This is a genomic window from Archangium gephyra, from assembly GCF_042230915.1.
Taxonomy (GTDB): Bacteria; Myxococcota; Myxococcia; order Myxococcales; family Myxococcaceae; genus Archangium; species Archangium gephyra_B.
The window spans coordinates 10,150,612-10,169,759 of record NZ_CP102578.1 but is presented as its reverse complement, the minus strand read 5'-3'; the positions used below and the strand labels follow the sequence as shown (position 1 = coordinate 10,169,759).

Here is a 19,148-nt window from a genome sequence, read left to right as displayed (position 1 = left end):
CTAAGGAGGGGGCTCGCCAATCGTGCGCTCCGGGAAGTAGTGCTTCAGGATCTTCTCGTACTTGAACCCGCGCCGCTCCAGCTCCGTGGCGCCGTACTGGCACAGCCCCACGCCGTGGCCGAGGCCCCGCCCCTCGAAGCGCACCTTGCCGCCCGACTCGCGTGCGCTCACCGCCAGGCTCTTCAGCGTCTGGTAGCCCAGCGCACGGCCCACCCGCGCATGAAAGGCCTCGCCCGACAGGGGCACGCCGAAGGTGCGCACCTCCAGCGCCCGGCCACCGCTGTCGTTGCGCAGCACCTCGAAGGCCGGGCCCTCGGCGGGAATCCCCAGGGCCCGCGCGAGCTCCTCCCGCGACACCTCGAAGTGCCAACGGTGGTGCGGTGAGGCGGCACACAGCGGCCCGGACGAGCCCACCCGGTCCGCCACCGCGCTGGAGGGCTCGGCCGCGCCGAAGACACTCGCGGCGGTGCTGGTGGAGCCGCCGCAGCTCGAATGGAAATAGGCCGGTGCCAGCGCTCCCTTGGCATCGCGTCCCCGGAGCACCTTGCCTCGGGTGGCCTCCACCGCCTTGTCCACCTCGGCGCGCTCGTCCTGGCGGCCCCGGTAGAGCTGGCAGTGGGTGAGGTCGCACACGTCATAGCCCGCCCGCTCGTGCCGGTTGCGCCCGGCGAGCGCATAGGTGCGCGAGACGATGGCCTGCGCCTTGAGCGCCTCCGGCTTCCCGGCCAGCTCGCTGCCCACCACGCCCCGGAGGTAGTCCTCCACCGAAAGCTCGTTGAAGAGGGCGATCTGCCCATCCAGCACGGTGGCCCGCAGCGCTCCCCGGTACCGCCGCGTGGTGGCTCCCAGCCGCACCACGACGCCCTCGCCCGGCGCGTACAGCTCGTGGCAGCGCCAGTCCGGCCGGCCCAGGTCCAACATCCCCTGATCTATCTCCGCCGTGGCCCCCGTCAGATCCAACGTCTTCCCATCGCAGCGCAGCCGCCCCCCATCGGTCATCACCGTGGCGCGCACCGGGCGCAGCTTCTCCAAGACGCGCACGCGCAGGTGGCCCGGAGGACGCTCCCAGGGAATCGTCTGGGGCTGCTCGCCTCCGAGCGCGAGGCTCAGCAGCTCCGTCCCCGGCTGCGCGGCCTGGTGGGCTCCGCGTCCTTCCCGGGCGAAGGCCACCACCGCGTAGCGCGGCGCGCGGAAGGGCGCGAACCCGATGAACCAGCCATGCGTGTGCCAGCCCTTGTCCCAGCGCGCGGTGCCCGTCTTCCCTGCGCCTTCCAGCGTCCCCAGCCGCGTGGCCTCCAACGTCCCGCTCTCGGCCGCCTGCCGCATCGCCTCGCGCAGCACGTCCACCGCCGCCACGTTCTCCAGGCGCGCCCCCTGACGGCCTCCCACCCCGCCGAGGCTCCGCGCCTGTCCCCGGCCGGCGATCACCGCCGCCATCTGCAGCAGCTGGAGCGGCGTCGTCTGCACCCGCTCGCTGTCCCCGGCCGCCACGCGAATCCGGTCCTCGCGCGAGAGCGCCTGGGGCAGCACGCCGCCCTCCTCACCCGGCAGCCCGCCCGTGGGCCTCCCGAGCCCGAAGGCCCGCAGCGCCCGCAGCAATGCCTCGCCCTCCACCCCGTCTCCCAACGCGTGGAAGTAGATGTTGCAGGAGAGCGCCAGCGCGCGCGTCAGCTCGAGGCGGCCATGGCCAGGGCGGAGCCAGCACGTCCGCTCCCGGCCTCCAATCTCCGCGCGGCCCGTGCAGCGCAGCGGCTCCTCGGGCAGCCGGTGGGTGTCGAGCGCCGCATAGGCACTGGCCAGCTTGAGCACGCTCCCGGGCGGAAAGGCCCGGGTGAGGATGGCGGGGTGATGGGCCAGCACCAGCTCGCCGGTGGCCAGGTCCATCACCGCCGCCGCGTCGTCATCGTCCGGCAGCAGGGCCTCGGCGCGCTCGGCGAGCCGGGTGCGCAGCTCGGGTGTGCCTCCAGCCACGGAGAGCACCAGCAGCAGCCCGAGCGGCACGAGGGTCACTGGACGACTCGGGCGGCCTTCACTTCGAAGGTTCCCACCTCGAACTTGCCACCCGTGCGGGTGAGCATGTGACGGAAGGAGTGCCGCTCCTCGCGGTCCGTGCCCTCGTGGATGAGCACGTCCACCTTCACCTCGGTCTGGGCGTTCCCGTTGTCGGAGAAGTAGTCCACCAGGATCTTGTAGGTGCCCTCCTGCGAGTTGGCCTGGGTGTAGATCTCCGGCCCGTAGCCCGTGGTCACGTCCACGTCGAGGGAGCCGCCGCTCGCGGTCTCCTTGTGGCCGTACCAGGCCTCATCGCCCGAGGGCTCCACCACGTGCAGGTCGAGGTCCGTGCCGTCGGTGTCCCAGGAGAGCACCACGCGCAGGTCGATCTTCGGCACCTTGGCGAACACCGACACCTTGGCGCGGCCGGAGCCCGCCTCGTTGACGGCCGCCACCTCGATCACGTTCATGCCCGGCGAGAGCACGAGCGAGAGGTCGAAGTCGCCGTTGCGCAGGGGCAGCGGGCGCTCGGTGCCGTTGACGGAGAGGGTGCCGACGCGCAGCGAGGTATCGGAGATGGAGCCGGTGATGCGCGCCACCCGGTTCGAGGTCCATCCCCCGGCGGGGGTGGCGATCGTCACCTTGGGGGCGTCCTTGCCCCACGCGGAGGAGGCACCACAGAGCAGCAGCATCACCAGCGACAGCAGCATCCGGACGTTCACGGCTCACCTCCGACGACGAGCGTCTGCTCGCTCGAGGTACCCCGCACCTGCGGGTGGTACATGAGCGAGGCGCTGGCGGGCATCACGTGCAGGTTGCCCGCGAGGCCCGGTGTCACCATGTAGCCGAAGAGGTTCTTGCCCGGCTTCAGGTCGCTCGCGAAGAAGACCACCTTCTCGTCGCGCACCTCGCGGTGCAGGCCCTTGGGGTGCAAGTCCCTCCCGCCGGGCGCGCGGCCCACGTCGGCCTCTTCCACCTCGCAGCCGGAGCACAGCGGATCCTCCAGCATCACGTACTCCATGGCGTTCGGAGCGGTGACCTCCAGCTCGACGAAGAGCAGCCCATCCTGCTCGGCGCTCTTGCCGAGCGGCTGGAGCGTCTCCTGGATGCCCGCGCCACCCTGCTCGCGCACCACGCGGTGGTAGCGGCGGGTGATGGTCAGGCCGCTGTTGCTCGCCTTCAGCCCCTCGCCAGCGTCCAGGTACGACAGCCGCGCCTCGAGCATCATCCCGGCGCCCTGGCCGCGGCGCGACACCTGGATGGCGTGCGCGCCCGGCTTCATCGTCAGCGACTCGCCCACCATCAGCTCGGGGCCATAGAGGTCCTCGCCGGAGTAGGTGCGCTCGCCGAAGGGCTGGCCATCCAGCAGCGCGGCCACGGTGGCGCCCTGCGTCTGGCTGGCGAAGCGCGGGAGCACGTCGGCCAGCGCGGACACCACCACGGCGGTGTCGCGGGTGCTCTGCCAGTGGCCCTCGCGCCGCTGCTGCAGGAGGAACTTCACCGCGCCGTCGATGAACGGGCTGGAGGGACGCGCGCGGGCGAGCGCCCGGAGCGCCGAGGCCGTGGACTCGATGGGGTCCCCATCCCACGTGGCCATGGCCGGCTGGATGCGGCCCTGCCACCAGGGCTCCGTCCCGTTGCCGCCGAACACCACCAGCTCACCGACCCGGTTGGCCGAGCGCTCGAGCTCCTCGGCCAGCGCGGCGGCGTCTTCCTTCTTGCCCGACTCGGCCAGCGCCAGCACCACCAGCGACTTGGTGTAGGTCGAGATTTCCGCCTGCTCGCGCACCTTCTGCGAGAGCGCGGTGAGCATCGAGTCCGACGACTTGCCGGCCACCGCCAGGTTGTAGAGCAGGCGCGCGCGGAGCCCGTCATCCATCTCGCCCGTGCTGAGCGAAGAGAGCTTCGCCAGGCCGCGGGTGAGCATCTGGTCCAGCTCCTCGTTGCCGTAGCCGAGCGAGCGCGCCATGGCCAGGCCCTGCACCACGTAGCCCGTCATGGCCGGGTCGGTGTTGTCCTCCTCCCACCAACCCCAGCCACCATCGGCGTGCTGGAGCTGGCGCAGCCGCGCCACGCCCGCCATCACCATCTTCGGCAGCTCGCCGTGGCGCTGCTTGCGCGGCAGCTTGAGCTGCTCGTAGGCCTTCACCGCCACCAGGTTGGGCACGAAGCGGCTCATCGTCTGCTCGGTGCAGCCGTACGGGTAGCCCACGAGGTAGTCGAGCGCGCTCTCGATGGCCGGAGCGATGCCAGTGCTGGCGTAGAGCGCCAGCCGCGAGGACTCGGGGTGGGCCGAGGCCGGAATCTCCAGGGCCAGGTCCACCGGCTCCGTGGAGTCGGCGGACAGCGAGGCGACGACGGCCTCGCCGAGCAGCGCGCCGTGGGCCAGCCGGGGCACCTCCAGCTCCATGGTGTCGGAGTGGGCGCCAAGCTTGCCGCTGGCCCGCAGCTTCACCTTGCCATCGCCTCCCATCACCCGGACGGGGAACACCGCCACCGCCTGGTCATTGCCGTCCACCGTGACGGTCTTCTGCTTCTCGGTCAGCTCGACGCCGGTGGCCTCGAGCGTCACCGTGGCCGTGCCCTTCTGGCTGGTGGAGTTCTCCAGCAGCACGCCGAGCTGCAGTGTGTCGCGCTCGCGGAAGAAGCGCGGGGTGGCCAGGCGCACCTGGAAGTCCTGGTGCACCCGGGCCTTGCCCACGCCGAAGCCCACCGAGGTGTCGGTGGTGATGACGCGCGCGGTGGCCCGCCACGTGGTGAGGTTGTCCGGGAAGGTGACCTTCATCTGCGCCTTGCCGTCCGGGCCGGTGGCCAGGTTGGGCGAGAAGAGCAGCGTGTCCTTGAAGTCCTTGCGCACCTTGCGCGAGAGCGTCTTCAAGTCACCGTAGCCCGCGCGGCTGCGCGGCACGAGCTGGCCCATCTGCTCGCGCACGCTGCGGCCGTAGCCGTAGAAGCGGAAGGTGGTGGAGCTGGTGCCGCGCACGTTGTCGCGCACCGGGTGGAAGAAGAACTCCGGCAGCGAGGGAGCAATCTCCGGGGAGACGGCGTAGATGGCCTCGTCCACCACGGACAGGGCGATGTCCGCGTTGGCCACCGGCTTGCCGTCCGGCGACGTCACCGACACCGTGAAGGTGCCCGTGTCGCCCGGGGCGTACTTCTCCTTGTCCGCCGTCACCTTCACCTGGAGCACCCGCTCCGTGGGAGGCACCCGCACCAGCAGCTCCTTGCGGTAGGTGCTCCCGGCGGAGATGGCCATGGCGCCCACGTACATGTTGGGCGTCATCTCCTTCGTCACCTTGAAGCGCAGCACCGCCGAGTAGCCCTTGAGCTCGAGCGCCTCGCTGGAGAGCACCTCCAGCCCCTGGTGGGTGAGCAGCACGCTGGCCGAGTCGAACGGGGCGCGCACCAGCACCACCGCCTCGTCGCCGACCTTGTAGGTGGGCTTGTCCGAGTACAGCTCCAGCCCGCCCTTGGCCATGGGGATGTCCCCGCCCTTCTCCGTGACGAAGAAGGGCACCGTGGTGGTGATGACCGAGCCCGCGTCATCCGTCGCGGTCAGCTCGGCCACGTAGGCGCCGGGCTCGGTGGGCTTGAGCTTGTGCATGCCGCCCGTGGCGGACGCCGCCACCTGCACCTGCTGCGGGGGCAGCGACGCCTCCGCCACCGTGTCGCCCGTGCGCTTCTGGTACGAGATGTCCACCTTCACCGGCACGGCCACCGGCTTCTCGCCGTAGTCACGCGCCACCACCTGGAGCGACACCTCGTCCCCCGGCTCGTAGACGAGCTTGTCCGCCCGCGCCGACAGGAAGAAGCGGCCCACCGTCACGTCCACCGCCTTCTGGCCCCGGGCCGTCTTGCCCGAGCCGTCCACCACCTTGGCCTCCACGGAGTAGGTGAAGTCCTCGCCCCCCGTGTCCGCCTTGAAGCTGAAGGGGAACGCGCCGTTGGCGTCCAGCTTGCCCGACAGCTCCTGGACGATCTCCCGCCCCGCCGAGGCCCGCTCGCCCTCGGAGACGAAGAAGTCCGCCTCCGCGTCCACGAAGTCCGGGATGAAGAAGCGGCTGCGGTACACGGTCAGCTGCACGTCCGCGTTCTTGAGCACGCCACCGTGGAAGAAGCGGGCGAGCACCCGGCCCGACACCTCGTCTCCCTGCACGTACGAGGGCTTCTGCAGCTGGACGCTCACCTGGTACTCCGGCTTGGTGAACTCCTTCAGCTTGAACTCGCCCTCGAAGGACTCTCCCTCCACGTCGGCGCGGATGCGCCAGACGCCCGCCGCCGGCTGGGTCTCCTTGCCCGGCAGCTCGAAACGCCCGGTGAAGCTGCCATTGGCGGCCACCTGCACGTCCAGCGTGTCCACGGCCGTGCCGCCCGGCTCCACCAGGGACACCGAGGCCTCGCCACCCTTCGGCGGCGCGTAGGCCGTGCCCGAGCGCGAGCGGATGATGCCCTTGAAGTGCACCTCGTGCCCCGGGCGGTACACCGGCCGGTCCGTGAAGAGGTACACCACCCGGTCATTCGCCGCCCCCGAGTAGAAGGAGGCATCCGCCAGCGCCACGTCGTTGCCCATGCGCGCGAGCGCGAGCGTCTGCGTGGCCGCCTTCACCTTGGCCTTGAACAGGCCGTCGCCGTCCGTCACGCCCTCGGCGTACGGCTTGCCCTGGTCATACAGCGTCACCTTCACGCCCGAGAGCGCCGCGCCCGTCGTCTGGTCCACCGCCAGCGCCACCGTCTGCTCCGGGCCCTGCTTCACCATCAGCCCGATGCGCGAGACGACCGCCAGCGTGTAGCCCACGTCCTCGCCCGTCACGCCCTCCACCAGGTAGACGCCGCTCTCCTTCACGCCCAGCTCCAGCGAGCGCAGCGTCCAGCTCCCGCTGTTGCCCGAGTAGCCCTCGCCATCCTCGCCGCTCTCCTCGGCCGCTCCCGAGGCCGAGCCGTCGAGGTTCTCCCGCCAGTAGCTGACGAGCGGGTAGTCCTTGAGCAGCGGGACGCGGACCTGCTCGCGGGCCGGGGCCGACTGCGCCTTGGACAGGCCGGTGTTAGCCTTCGCGAGCACCTCCAGCGCCGAGGCGCGCGCCTGGGGGGCCACCGCGTCGCGCATCTGCTCGCGCAGCGAGGTGGCCGCCGCGCGGTAGCCGCCGGTGAGCACGGTGAAGAGGTGCTTGTCGCGCAGCGTGTTCTTCGTCACCGGACGGTGCAGATCCGTCTGCCCGAGCATGAAGGCCTCGGGCTCGGGGATGCGGTACACGCGCATGGACAGGGCGCCCACGCCGCTGGCCTCGATGCTCACCGAGGGCTGCTCGCCCGGGGCGGTCACCGTCTGCGTGGACAGGTAGAAGCGCCCGCGAGCCGATGCGTCCGGCGCGGCGAGCACCAACAGCACGGCGAACAGCAACCTCAGTCGAGAATCTTCCATCGGTAGAACCCCACGAAATGCGGGTTGTCGTCGCGTGGACGCCACTTCTCGTCCGGATGCGACAAAAGGTCTTCGAGCCGGAGCCGTTTGACGATTCCCTTGGAACCGCCGGGCCGGCTGTCGGGGCCGGTATGGTAGACGACCTCGGGCCCCAGCCCGTCGAGGTCACCCAGGTACACCATCGAGTGGTAGGCCATGCCGCGGGCCTCGGGATCCTCGAAGAAGAGCAGGTCCCCCGGCTGCGCCCGCGCGGAGGGGACGCGGACGGCATTGGCGGACAGGAGCCAGCGCGCGCTGGCCGACGCGCTGAAGGCCGACTCGAGCGGCCCGCGGGCGTCATAGGCGCCGGGCGCCACCCGGAAGAGCTTCTCTCCGAGCACGGGCACGGCGGGGTAGTGGTACTTGCGCACGTCCGGCGCGGAGGCCGTGTTGAGCTCGCGCCCCTTGCGCCAGCCCGCCCCATGGGCCTTGAGGGCCTCCTTGTAGGCGAACCGCAGCAGTCCGGCGCAGTCGCGGTGTACCTCGGGCCAGCGCGGGTCGGGCGTGGGGTACTGCGCGGCGGCCATCGTCACGAACCAGCGGCGGAAGGCCTGGCGGTCGTCCTCCGAGTCCAGCTCGACGGCGTCCGGGAAGCCGTCCTTGTCCGTGTCGGACGCATCGGCCCGCAGGCGCAGCTCCACCGGCGTCTCCGCCACCAGCCCGAGCGCGTCCTCTACCCGCAGGGTGCCGCGCAGCTCGCCCGGGGTGGTGCCCGCGACGACGGTGCACACGGGGCCATGCGCGCCCGCCCCGCAGGAGGTGCGTGCGAGGGAGGGCGAGAGCGAGAGCGTCGCGCGGGTGGAGGGCAGCAGCGGCGCGGAGAGCCCCAGCACCGAGCGCGGCTGGACGTGGAAGCTCATCGAGGCGCTCCCATCGGCGGGCAGCTCGGACGCGGAGCGCTCGACCCGCGCGGAGGTGCGCAGGCCCAGCGCTGGCGCGGCCAGCACGGCGGCGATGGCGACGGCCCACTTCACGCGGCGGCCCTCTACTGCTGCACCGGCAGGGGTTGGAACTGGCCGGCCACCGCGGTGCCGTCCACCGCGAGCCCACCGCCGTAGGGAGGCAGCTTCTTCATCGCCTCGCACAGCGGCGCGATGGTGGCATCCACGTCGCCGGTGTCGAAGCCCTGGCTGTTGCCCCGGCCCACGGCGCGGAAGAAGGTGAGCATGGCGTCGGCCGCCCCGGCGCTGTCCACGTAGGCGGTGAGGAAGCGGCTGTCCCCGCTCTTGCCCACCTGCTGGAAGCCCTTCACGTCCGAGAGGGCGGGACGCTTGCCGAGCCCCGTCTCCACCGCGGCCGTCAGCGACTCCAGGTCCGTGGCCGCCAGCAGGTAGTCCTTGGCCAGTGCGATGCACAGCCCCTCGGTGGAGTTGCAGAAGGCGGAGACGCCCGGAGCGATGTCCTTCTTGGCGGGCTTGTCCAGCCAGCTCCTCGCCAGCTTGGGGAAGACCTTGGCCCCGGCGGCGGCATCCTTCAGGCCCAGGCCGAGCAGGTGGTTGAAGCGGGTGTCGGACACGCCGAGCAGCCCGTAGAAGGCCTCGTCGGTGAGGGTGTCCTCCAGGTCCGACGGAATCACGAGCGCCTTGCGCATGGCCTCGGCGTTGTTGCCCTCCGGGCTTCCGAGCCGCTCGAGGAAGGCGGTGGCGTTGGCCGCGCCGAGGCTGGAGAAGAGCACCGCGTCCTTGGGCACGTAGGCCAGCGCGCGGAAGGCCGCCACCGTGTCGGGAGAATCGGAGAGCTTGCCGCCGAGCTCCATCTGCCCCGAGTCCACGTCCAGTCCGAGCACCAACTGGGACAGGCCCAGCAGCAGCGCCGGAGGGCCGTCCGGCTCGAGCGACACCAGCGCGGCGAGGCGATGGCCCTGGAGCTTGTCCACTTCCTTCTTGTAGCCGTCGACGGACTCGACGGACTCGCCGCCCTTGCCGAGCGCGAGCGAGAGGGCGGCCTTGGCCAGGTTCTGGTCGGTGGAGGCGATGAGCACGTTCTGGAAGGCGGCCACCCAGAGGAGGCGGTTGCCGCGCTTCAAGTTGTGCAGGGGGTGGCCCTCGTACTGCTCGGTGAACACCTCGGCCCCCTTCACGGCGGAAGCCATCAGGGCGAGGCGGACCACGAACTCCTGCGAGCCATCCACTTCCTTCACCAGCACGAAGTCGGCGTCCTCGCCGTCGGCGTCCATCACGCCCACGGCGGCCGGGCCCGAGAAGGCCTCGGTGAGGCGATCCGCGGCGAGCGGGTGCTCCGAGACGGCGGCCAGGTCATGGCTGAGCGAGAGCGCCCGCTCCATCTGCGCGGAGAGGCCCACGTGCTCGAGGGCGCCACCCTCCACCAGCGCCTTGCCGGGCGCCGTCTGCAGGAAGGCCTCCCAGGAGCCCCGGGCGTCGGCGGCGGCCACCACCATGGAGCGGGGCGAGCCCTCCAGCACGGCCTTGGGCACCAGCGCGGAGGGCCGGGAGACGGCCGCCCTGGGCAGCGACTTCAACAGCTCGGAGGGCCCGGGGCCCTTCTTCGCATCCTTGTCTCCGCTGCCGCCGCACGTGCAGCCAGAGAGCATGGCGAAGATGAGGGCAACTGCCGCGAGTGACTGGCTCCGCATCCGTTCAATCCCCCCGTCGGGTATGGCTCGGGAACGCGGTGTTTCGTAGCACACACACGCCCTGGAAACCTAGGCCGGGGGGGCACCGTCAGCGCAGGGGAGGGGCCAGCAGCACCACCGAATAGCCCACCGCCACCTTCGCTCCTACGTTCTCATACGAGTGCTTCTGGTCCCCTCGGAAGACCACGACGTCTCCCACCTCCAGGAGGAAGCGCTCGCCGCTGGCCACCAGCGCCAGGTTTCCCGATTCGCACACGAGGTACTCGCGTGTCCCGGGCGTATGCGGCACGCCCGTTAGCCGCGCTCCGGGTGGCAGCTCCATCCGGTCGAACTCCATTCCCGGGAGCGGGTCCGGCAGCAGCTTGCGCACGAAGCCTGGCCCCCGCTGGCGCACGGCGAGGCTCTCCCGCGGGTAATGCCGGGCGCTGGCTCGGGGCCTCGCCACCAGCTCCTCCAGGGACACCTGTAGCGCCGACGCCACCCGGTGCAGCACGGCCAGCGTGGGGTTGCTCGCCCCCGACTCCAGATTGGCCCACGTCGCCCGGGGCACGCCCGCCAGCTTCGCGAGCTGCGCCTGCGTCGCCCCCCGGGCTTCCCGGAGCGTCTTGATGTTGCGCGCCAGCCAGCCCGCCAGCTCCTCGTCGCTCATGGGATGGCATTCTGCCAATGCATTGGCACGGCCACCAACGGATGAGCACCTCGCGCGTACTCCTTGTGCAAGGAGAAGACACGATGAAGCTCGAAGGAAAAGCCGTACTGGTGACGGGAGCGAGCCGCGGGCTCGGCGAGGCGCTGATGGAGACCTTCGCCCGGAAGGGGGCGCGGGTGGTGGGCGTCTCGCGCAACGCGGACGAGATGGAGGCGGTGGCCTCCCGGCTGCGCGCCCAGGGGTACGAGGCCCATGCGCTCGCCGCCGACGTGGGAGACAAGGAGTCCATCCATCCGCTGGTGGGCGCCGCCTCGGCGTTGGTGGGACCCATCGACGTGCTCGTGCACAACGCGAGCACGCTCGGGCCCACGCCGCTGCCGCTGCTGCTGGACACCGCGTGTGAGGACCTGGGGCACGTGCTGGAGGTGAACCTGGTGGGACCCTTCCGCCTCACCAAGGCCATCGCCGGCGCCATGGTGCTGCGGGGCGAGGGCGTGGTGGTGCACGTGACGTCGGATGCCGCTGTCGCGGCCTACCCGCGCTGGGGCGCCTACGGCGTGTCCAAGGTGGCCCTGGAGCACCTGGGCCGCATCTGGGCCGCCGAGCTGGAGGGCACGGGCGTGCGCTTCCTCAACGTCGACCCCGGGGAGATGGACACCACCATGCACCGCGACGCCGTCCCCGAGGCGGACCCCTCCACCCTCGCGCGCCCGCGGGACGTGGCCGCGCGCCTCGTGACGCTCGTGGAGTCCGCTGGTGCGCACCCGTCCGGTGCCCGCCTGGAGGCCGCGCGCGTCGAGCTGGGACGCCCGGAGGCCGCATGAACGCCGCCCGTTGGCCCCGGGAGCATCCGGACTCCGGACGCCTGCTCCACATCGCGCCCCGCGCCGGGCGCCTCGACGATGTCCGCATGGCCGAGCTTCCCCGGATGCTGCGCCCGGGCGACCTGCTCGTCCTCAATGACGCCGCGACCCTGCCCGCGGCCCTGCATGGTCACACGGAGGCGGGCGCTCCCATCGAGCTGCGGCTCGTGGCCCGCGAGGAGGAGGGTACCTGGACCGCCGTCCTCTTCGGCGCGGGGGACTGGCGCACGCGCACCGAGGACCGGCCCCTGCCTCCGCCCGTCTCCCCGGGCGAGCGGCTCGTACTCGGTGGGCTGGGCGCGCGCGTGGTGGCCGTGCTCCCTCCGTCCCCGCGCCTGCTGCGCGTGACGTTCGAGGCCCAGGGGGCCGCGCTGTGGGCCGCGCTCTACCGCGCCGGACGGCCCGTGCAGTACGCGCACGTGGAGCGCCCGCTCGCGCTCTGGCACATCCAGACGGCCTATGCCGCGCGGCCCTGGGCGGTGGAGACGCCCTCGGCGGGGCTGCCCCTCACCTGGGCGCTGCTGCTGGAGTTGAAGCGCCGGGGTGTGCGGCTGGCCTCGCTCACGCATGCCGCGGGGCTGTCCTCGACAGGAGACGCCGTGCTGGATGCCGCGCTCCCCCTTCCCGAGCGCTTCGACGTGCCCGCCGCCACCGTGGAGGCCATCCAGGACACGCGGGCCTCGGGCGGCCGGGTGGTGGCGGTGGGCACCACCGTGGTGCGAGCGCTGGAAGGGCGCGCGGCGCAGGCGGGAGGGCGGCTGGAGCCGGGGGGGGGGGTGACGGACCTGCTGCTCGGCCCGGGCTTTGTCCCGCGCGTGGTGGACGGGCTGCTTTCCGGGATGCACGAGCCCGGCACCAGCCACTTCACCCTGCTGCAGGCCTTCGCCCCGGCGGAGCTGCTGCGCGCCGCCACGGTGCTCGCGGAGGCGCGCGGTTACCTGGGGCACGAGTTCGGCGACTCGTGCCTCCTGCTGGAGCCGTGAGCCGGGGTGGGGGGGCGCCCCGGCTTCACTTCCTTCCGAGCATGTCGAACGGGTGGGGCGCACCTTGTTGGAACTGGTCATCGATGAACTTCGCGGTCAGCCCATCCGCCACCAACAACGAGGCCACCAGCAGGAGTGCCCCGAACGCCCCAGCGAGGAGGCCGGCACCCCTGGCTCCCCGGCGAACGGTGAGGGCCCCGAAGATGACCGGCGGAATGCCACAGGCCAGAAGGGCAATGCCCAGGACCTTCATCATCACGCCGAGCGCATGGGTGTTCTCGTCCATGAGGAACTGCAGATCATCGGGGTTCACGTTGCTCATCGCCGTGCACGCCGCCGCATAGGCCGTCGCGCAGAGCCCCACGCAGCCCGCCACCACTCCGCTTGCTGCCGTCCACGATGCGCCAGTGGCCAGTTGCAGGGCCGGCGGTTCTTCCGATGCCAGCGTGGGCGCGGCCAGTGCTCCAATGCCGAGGAATGCAAGCGCCAGGAGAGAGAGGAGCCCCACGAAGGATGCCAGTTGGAAGTACCCAGGCATGGTGGCGATGGCCACCAGCGGAAGCGCGAGCACGGGTGAGGTGAGGAGAAGTCCGCGCCCCAGGCGACGACCGCTCCAACTGGACCGTCCCAGACGGGTGGCGGCGCTGGCCAACCCGAGGGAGGTACCCAGGAGCACGCCCGCGGAGAGGAGCACGCCGAGAAGCCGCAGTGTGGCCGGATCACTGAATCCCGAGCCGAAGAGTGGCTGGGGATCCGAAGCGAAGGCGAGCGCATCGGCCACGCGGAGGGCGTCCCGGAGTGACAGGGGGAGCGCCACCAGCCAGCCCGCGCAGGCGGCCAGGGTGAGCGCCGCCACGGGAACGTTGCGGCCCTGGCTCTTCGCTCCCACTCCCCAAGCGGCCACGAGGGCTCCCAGGGTGGAGGCCCCGGAAATGACGCCTGCTTCCCAGACATGCCAGTCCAGGAAGTGCGCGGGGCTTTCATATACGGACATGGCCAGCCAGGAGGCCGCGCCTCCCGCCAACAGTCCGAGCAGGGGCGCGAGGCCAACGAGCGAGCCGTGCTTCCTCGCGGTGGCCGGGGCCTCCGCGACTCCACTGATGCTGTCCATCCAGGTTTCTCCGGGTGAGCGGTCCGCCAGGACGGGCAGCCCTCGTGAAGCGGCCGCCGCGTCTCATGGTGCCGCGCATCCGGTGCGAGCCACGTACCAGCCCGCCACCCTTTCTCCCACGAGTGGAGTCCGCGGGAGTCTCCGCTCCCGGCCATCCCCAACACGGGACGGGCATCCTCGCGCAGGGATGGGTCCGGGAGGGGGCTGCGCCTCACGTCAGCATGGCGGGCTCGAGCTCCACTTTCAGCATCCAGGGCGCTCGTCAGCGGCTGCACGTGCGAGGGGCGCTCGGTGGGCGCCACCGCGCCCGTGCGCACCAGCTCCATGACGTGGAGATGTTTGAGCTCGGCCTTCTCCTTGCGGGCCTCCTTCGCCGCCGGGACGCGCCTCTGCCGCGTGGCCGAGCGCCACCGTTCCTGAAGCGGACCTGCGCCCGATCCGCCCGGGTGACGCCACTCGTCATCATGACAAGTGAAGGAGATGTTGTTTTACATAGTCGATGCGCTTCACTCGTCATCATGACAAGTCTGGCGGCCCATGGGCCGCGCGGGGGCGCGGGTAGACTCCCCCTCTGCTTCGAGCCGTGCACCCCGGCTGATGCGCACGGCGGGCTGGGGAAGTGCCACGTGTCCAACCGTCGTGTCACTCCGCGTCCGGCGGCGGGCGCCCCCCGGTGGGGTGTGCTGCTGCTGGTGGCCGTCCTGCTCACTCCTGGCTGCGTCACGCCGGGTCCGCGTCTCCTGTCCAAGACGTCCCCCTTCCAGGCGCCCACCTCCTCCGCTTCCATGGAGGACGAGCCGCAGCGGTTGCACCGGCGCCGCAGCGCCCGGGGGCTGGGCTCGGACGCCACGGTGTTGGGCGCGGGCGAGACGGCCCTGCACGGTGTGGCCAGCGGGGGCACTGTCTCCCAAGGTCCGGCTACCTGCGGCGGCCAGGTGGTGCCCCGAGGCTGGCCCGACTCCTCCTCCGGCGGCGAGGCGCTGCTGGCGCCCTTCCTCAGCTGCACTTCGCCCGCCGAGTACGTCGCCCTGCAGCAGCGCGTGGACATGCCCCGGCTGGTGGAGGCCCTGGACGAGTGGAGTGCGGTGCGGCTGGGGGCCCTGGGCCCGGTGCGCGAGGACGCCGCCGCGCTGCTGCAACGCAAGCGCGTCGCCTTCCTGGTGAGCGCCACCGAGCGCTATGGCCCCTTCCACGCCGAGGTGTTCGCCCTCTTCGTGCTGCACTCGGCCCATGACGACGAGGTGGACGCGGTGCTGCGGCTGCTGGCCGGCGACAAGTTGCTGGGACAGACGCTGGCCCTCATGCCCGCGGTGCGCCAGGAATTGGAGTCACGTGGCCTGCCCCTCTCGCGCTACCCGGAGCGGGCCGAGCGGGGCGGGGACGTGCCGCGGGGCCTGGGCCGCGCCGCCCGGGACGTGCTCTCTACCAGCCCCCTGGTGGACGGCGGGCGCTACACGGAGCTGGTGGGGCGCTGGGCGCAGCTGCCTCCGCCCTACCAGCATGCCGCCCGCGAGGTGGAGCGGGCTCTGGCGCTGCGGCACTTCTCCGCGGGCAGCGTGGCGCTGGGCACCTTCGACTCGCTGACATTCGGGGTGCCGCTGGGCTTCTACTACCTGGTGGCCGGCACGGGCCAGGGGGCGTACTCCCTCAGCCAGGGACACTACGAGCAGGCCACGCGCGAGCTGGCACCCGCGCTGCTGTTGGGGACGCTGTACGCCGGAGGCAAGGGCTTGCGTGCCCTGGCCCAGGCCCGGGGGGCCGGAGCGCCCGCGCTCGGCGGGCTCCAGGCCATGGAGCAGCACCTGCGGGGCCTCCAGGAGCTGGCGCGGCAGGTGGAGACGAAGCTGGGGGCGGACGGCCCGCGGGAACTGGCCGGGTGGATACGAGAGCGCCGGGAGGTGGCCCACTTCGTGGCGGCGGGAGGAGTGGACGCGGCGCTGGCGTTGCACGAGGCAAGGGGCAACGTGGCCCAGGCGATGATGTCCAGGGCCCGGCCCGGAGCCACGGGCTCGCCCGTGGCGGGGAGCACGGCGCGCACGGGCTCCGGGCAGGTGGCCCCCGTGGCGGATGACGCCGCACGCGCCCCCTACGAAGCGGCCGGTACGGCGGAGCACGGTGGGGGACTGGCCTCGTTGGTGGACAAGGGGGCGGGCCTCACGCTGGAGGTGGTGGAGGCGCGGCTGGCGCTGGTGGAGCTGGAGGCCACGGGCCCGCGTTTCCCCCGGGACGTGGCGGTGCTGGAGAAGCACCGCCCCTCCCCGGACGCTCCGCTGACCGGAGCCGAGGGCAACCCGAGATGGGGGGAGTACGCCGCCTACTACGAGGGGCGCCTGCGGGAGCTCAGACAAGGCAAGGCCGCCGAGGCGCCGCTGCACTGGGCGCCCTACGAGCGGATGCGGGGGTGGTTCGCCCGGGGGCTGGCCTTCGAGCGCCTCATGGTGGAGTTGCTGGAGGCCGACGCCAAACTGCCTCGGGCCGAGCGCCGCTTCCTGGGCACCTTCGTCAAACCTCGCATCCTGCGGACCGTGGGAGTCTGGAAGCCGGGGAGCGGCCTGCGCTACGCGGATGTGCTCGTCATCGAGGAGGGCGGGCCTGCCGGAGCACCTCCTCGCGTCGAGACGTTCAGCTTCAAGAGCCGCGACCTCTCGGGGTTGAAGGAAGGTGCCTTGAAGGCGCAGATGGCTGAGGATGCCGGAGAAGCTCTGCGGAAGTATGGCGGAACGCTGGACATCCGCCGGGACTCCCTCCAGCACCTTCTCCGCGGGGGCAGCGAGGTGCCCGTCCAGCGGGTTCGCCTCGTCTATGAGGGCGACGCCCTCCTGCCCAAAGACGTAGAAGTGTTCAATAGGGCCGTGAACGCAACCAAGAGCGTTTTTCCGGAAGTGGAGGTGTCGTTCCAATGAAGGTGCTGGACTTTCATGAACTGAAGACGGACGACCGCCTCCGACTCACTTTCGACGGTACCTTCGACCCGCAGGCGGCACGGGAGCGTGAGCTGGAACCTTTCCTCCAAGCGCTCGAGGAGCACGCAGGCGAGTGGATGCCAGATGTGGTCGAAGGCAAGCGGCAACGTAAATACTCCCGCGCTGCCCTCTGGAAGGCGCTGGAGGAGCGGGAAAGCGAAAGATACACCCACTGCGGGCTCTACCGCACGAAGTGGCCCGCGCTGGACATGTCACTCTGGCTCAGGCTGCCGCCTCGGCCTCCCGAGTTGGACATTACCGTCAATGTGAAGCCGCTCTCCTTCTTCGCGGAGGAGGAGCGCTGCCGCCACTTCGTGGAGCTGGTACGCGTCTGGGCCTCACGCTACCCGGTCTCCCATGCCGTGGCCCACAGCAGTGATGACAAGAACCTGGCGGGCTTTCCCGATTTTGGCCGCGACAAGGAGACCTGGTACAGGGACGGTTTCGATAAAATCTACGAGGTGTGCTGGCTCAACGTCTTCGGCCCCAAGCTGGTGGAGAGCGTGGGCCGCGAGCGCATGCTGTCCACGCCAGCACACCGGGTGGAGGAGTTGCCCAACGGCTGCGTCCTCCTGGTGACGTGGCCTACCGCCGCGGACTTCGCCAGCGAGGAGGCGCGCCTGGCCCAGGCCCGTGCTCACGCCCATCTCCGCCCGGACCTGGACTTCGACACCCTCCTGCGTACCTTGCGCGAGCGCAGCGCCACGCTCGCTCCCGTGGAGCCCCGCTTCCACCCGGACCTGGCCCCGCTCCTCTCACGCGTGGTGGACCGCGCCGCCAGCTACGAGCGCCAGCGCAGAATCGCCGAGCTCAACGCCTGGCAACCCCCCGAGCCCGAGGAGTGGCGCCCCGCCTCCTCCGCCCTGCCTCCGGACGTGGACAACCCCGGGCGCGCCCTGGAAATCTACAGCACCCTCGCCGAGCACCTCGTGGCCCTGCTGCACACGCAAGTGCCCTCCGTCTTCGAGCAGACGCCCGAATCCCTCACGGACGTCGACTTCTACTTCTGGCGCGAGGACTTCCCGAAGAGCCGCCTGCGGGAGAACATCGAGGCGCACGCGGTGCCCGCCATTGGCGCGTACCTGGGTGAGGTGCTGGTACGCACCCTCGGCGGCCGGTGGATACCGCGCCAGAAGCTCGACGAGACCCAGGTGCTCGTGGGCAACCGGGTCTGGTTTCCTTTCATTCGGGCCCACCGTTACATGCGCTCGTGCCAGGCGCTGCTGGACTTCTCCCTCACCCAGCTCTATCGCGTCGCCGAGCGCCATCGCTCTTGAGGCGGGGAGGCTCACGTCAGCATGGCGGGCTCGAGCTCCACCTTCAGCCAGCCCGGCTTGCGCGTGTCGAAGGAGCGGTAGGCATCCAGGGCGCTCGTGAGCGGCTGCACGTGGGTGAGCAGCTCCGTGGGCTCCACGGCGCCCGTGCGCACCAGCTCCAGCAGGTGGGGGATGTACTTGCGGTGGTTGCAGTTGCCCATGTTCAGCGTGAGGTTCTTGTTCATCGCCTCGCCAATGGGGAACGTGCGCATCTGCTGCGGGTACACGCCGATGATGGCCAGCGTGCCGGCCTTGGCCAGCGCCTGCACTGCCCACATCACCGCCTGGGCCGGCGCATCACCCGGCACCCAGTTCTCTCCCGCCGGGTTCGTGTGCGGCGCCACTTCCTTCAGCTCGCGCTTGAACTCGGCCTTCTCCTTGCGCGCCGTCTTCTCCGCCGGCCCGTGGTGCGCGTGCATCGCGTCCACGCCCACCGCGTCGATGGCCCGGTCCACGCCGATGCCTCCCGTCAGCCGGAGGATGACCTCCACCGGATCCTCCTCGTCGAAGTTGATGACCTCGGCGCCCTGGGCCCGTGCCGCCTCCAGCCGGTCCGCGTGGCAGTCGATGGCGAAGATGCGCCCGGCGTCCATCAGCTTCGCGCTCAGGATGGCGAACTGGCCCACCGGCCCGCAGCCGAACACCGCCACCGTGTCGCCCGGGCTGATCTCCGCGATGTCCGCCCCGAAGTAGCCCGTGGGGAAGATGTCCGAGAGCAAAATGGCCTGCTCGTCCGTCACCTCGTCCGGAATCTTCACCAGCCCCACGTTGGCGAAGGGCACCCGCGCCTTCTCCGCCTGCAACCCGTGGAAGGGCCCGCTCATCTCCGGCCCGCCGAAGAACGCCGTCCCCGCGCGCTTGCCGTTGGGGTTGGCGACGTCGCACTGCGCGTAATAGCCGGACCGGCAGTACGAGCACGTGCCGCAGGCGATGGTGGAGGGAATCACCACCCGGTCTCCCACGCGCAGGTTGCGCACGTCCGGGCCCAACGCCTCCACGATGCCCACGCCCTCGTGCCCGAGGATGGTGCCCGGCCTCATGCCCGGCATGGTGCCGCGCACGAAGTGCAGGTCCGTGCCGCAGATGGCGCTCGCCGTCAGCTTGACGATGGCGTCCGTGTCCTGCTGGAGGACGGGCTCCGCGACGTCCTCGAGCCGGATGTCCCCAATGCCATGAAAGACGACTGCCTTCATTGCCGCTCCTTCCCCCCGCGGGGCTCC

General features: G+C 71.1%; 12 protein-coding genes. 4 read left to right on the top strand and 8 right to left on the bottom strand.

What is annotated here, in order from left to right; translation table 11 throughout:
* The 6 genes from NR798_RS40020 to NR798_RS39995 form a co-directional block, all read right to left on the bottom strand.
* Complete coding sequence (locus tag NR798_RS40020; RefSeq protein WP_375767841.1) at window positions 1-2,010, bottom strand: SpoIID/LytB domain-containing protein; 2,010 nt, start codon at window positions 2,008-2,010, stop codon at window positions 1-3.
* On the bottom strand, window positions 2,007-2,714 hold the full coding sequence (locus NR798_RS40015; RefSeq protein WP_375767840.1) for a DUF2135 domain-containing protein: 708 nt from the start codon (window positions 2,712-2,714) through the stop codon (window positions 2,007-2,009). The genes NR798_RS40020 and NR798_RS40015 overlap by 4 nt, the downstream gene beginning before the upstream one ends.
* On the bottom strand, window positions 2,711-7,411 hold the full coding sequence (locus NR798_RS40010) for an alpha-2-macroglobulin (protein WP_375767839.1): 4,701 nt from the start codon (window positions 7,409-7,411) through the stop codon (window positions 2,711-2,713). Before NR798_RS40010 ends, NR798_RS40015 begins: the two co-directional genes overlap by 4 nt.
* A complete protein-coding gene (locus NR798_RS40005; RefSeq protein ID WP_375767838.1) occupies window positions 7,393-8,424 on the bottom strand; it encodes a DUF1175 domain-containing protein in 1,032 nt (343 codons plus the stop codon). The genes NR798_RS40010 and NR798_RS40005 overlap by 19 nt, the downstream gene beginning before the upstream one ends.
* Before the next feature lie 11 nt (window positions 8,425-8,435).
* The gene (locus NR798_RS40000) at window positions 8,436-10,043 is read right to left on the bottom strand and encodes a hypothetical protein (RefSeq protein WP_375767837.1); all 1,608 of its coding nucleotides are present in this window, start codon (window positions 10,041-10,043) and stop codon (window positions 8,436-8,438) included.
* Between the two features lie 88 nt (window positions 10,044-10,131).
* Entirely contained in the window at window positions 10,132-10,692 is a 561-nt protein-coding gene (locus NR798_RS39995) for a helix-turn-helix domain-containing protein (protein ID WP_375767836.1), read from the bottom strand.
* A gap of 83 nt (window positions 10,693-10,775) precedes the next feature.
* On the opposite strand from NR798_RS39995, the gene NR798_RS39990 reads away from it, so the two are divergent.
* Both NR798_RS39990 and NR798_RS39985 read left to right on the top strand, forming a co-directional pair.
* Complete coding sequence (locus tag NR798_RS39990; RefSeq protein ID WP_375767835.1) at window positions 10,776-11,516, top strand: SDR family NAD(P)-dependent oxidoreductase; 741 nt, start codon at window positions 10,776-10,778, stop codon at window positions 11,514-11,516.
* A complete protein-coding gene (locus NR798_RS39985) occupies window positions 11,513-12,538 on the top strand; it encodes an S-adenosylmethionine:tRNA ribosyltransferase-isomerase (protein ID WP_375767834.1) in 1,026 nt (341 codons plus the stop codon). Before NR798_RS39990 ends, NR798_RS39985 begins: the two co-directional genes overlap by 4 nt.
* Before the next feature lie 25 nt (window positions 12,539-12,563).
* Here the strand turns inward: NR798_RS39985 and NR798_RS39980 are convergent, their stop codons facing one another.
* A complete protein-coding gene (locus tag NR798_RS39980; RefSeq protein WP_375767833.1) occupies window positions 12,564-13,649 on the bottom strand; it encodes a hypothetical protein in 1,086 nt (361 codons plus the stop codon).
* A 626-nt stretch (window positions 13,650-14,275) separates the two neighbouring features.
* Here NR798_RS39980 and NR798_RS39975 point away from each other — a divergent pair.
* Window positions 14,276-16,552 carry a hypothetical protein gene (locus NR798_RS39975; protein ID WP_375767832.1) on the top strand — a complete coding sequence of 759 codons (2,277 nt, stop codon included), beginning with the start codon at window positions 14,276-14,278 and terminating at the stop codon, window positions 16,550-16,552.
* A complete protein-coding gene (locus NR798_RS39970; RefSeq protein ID WP_375767831.1) occupies window positions 16,549-17,889 on the top strand; it encodes a hypothetical protein in 1,341 nt (446 codons plus the stop codon). The genes NR798_RS39975 and NR798_RS39970 overlap by 4 nt, the downstream gene beginning before the upstream one ends.
* Before the next feature lie 11 nt (window positions 17,890-17,900).
* On the opposite strand, the gene NR798_RS39965 is transcribed toward NR798_RS39970, so the two are convergent.
* Window positions 17,901-19,121 carry a zinc-dependent alcohol dehydrogenase gene (locus tag NR798_RS39965; protein WP_375767830.1) on the bottom strand — a complete coding sequence of 407 codons (1,221 nt, stop codon included), beginning with the start codon at window positions 19,119-19,121 and terminating at the stop codon, window positions 17,901-17,903.
* Between the last annotated feature and the right edge of the window lie 27 nt (window positions 19,122-19,148).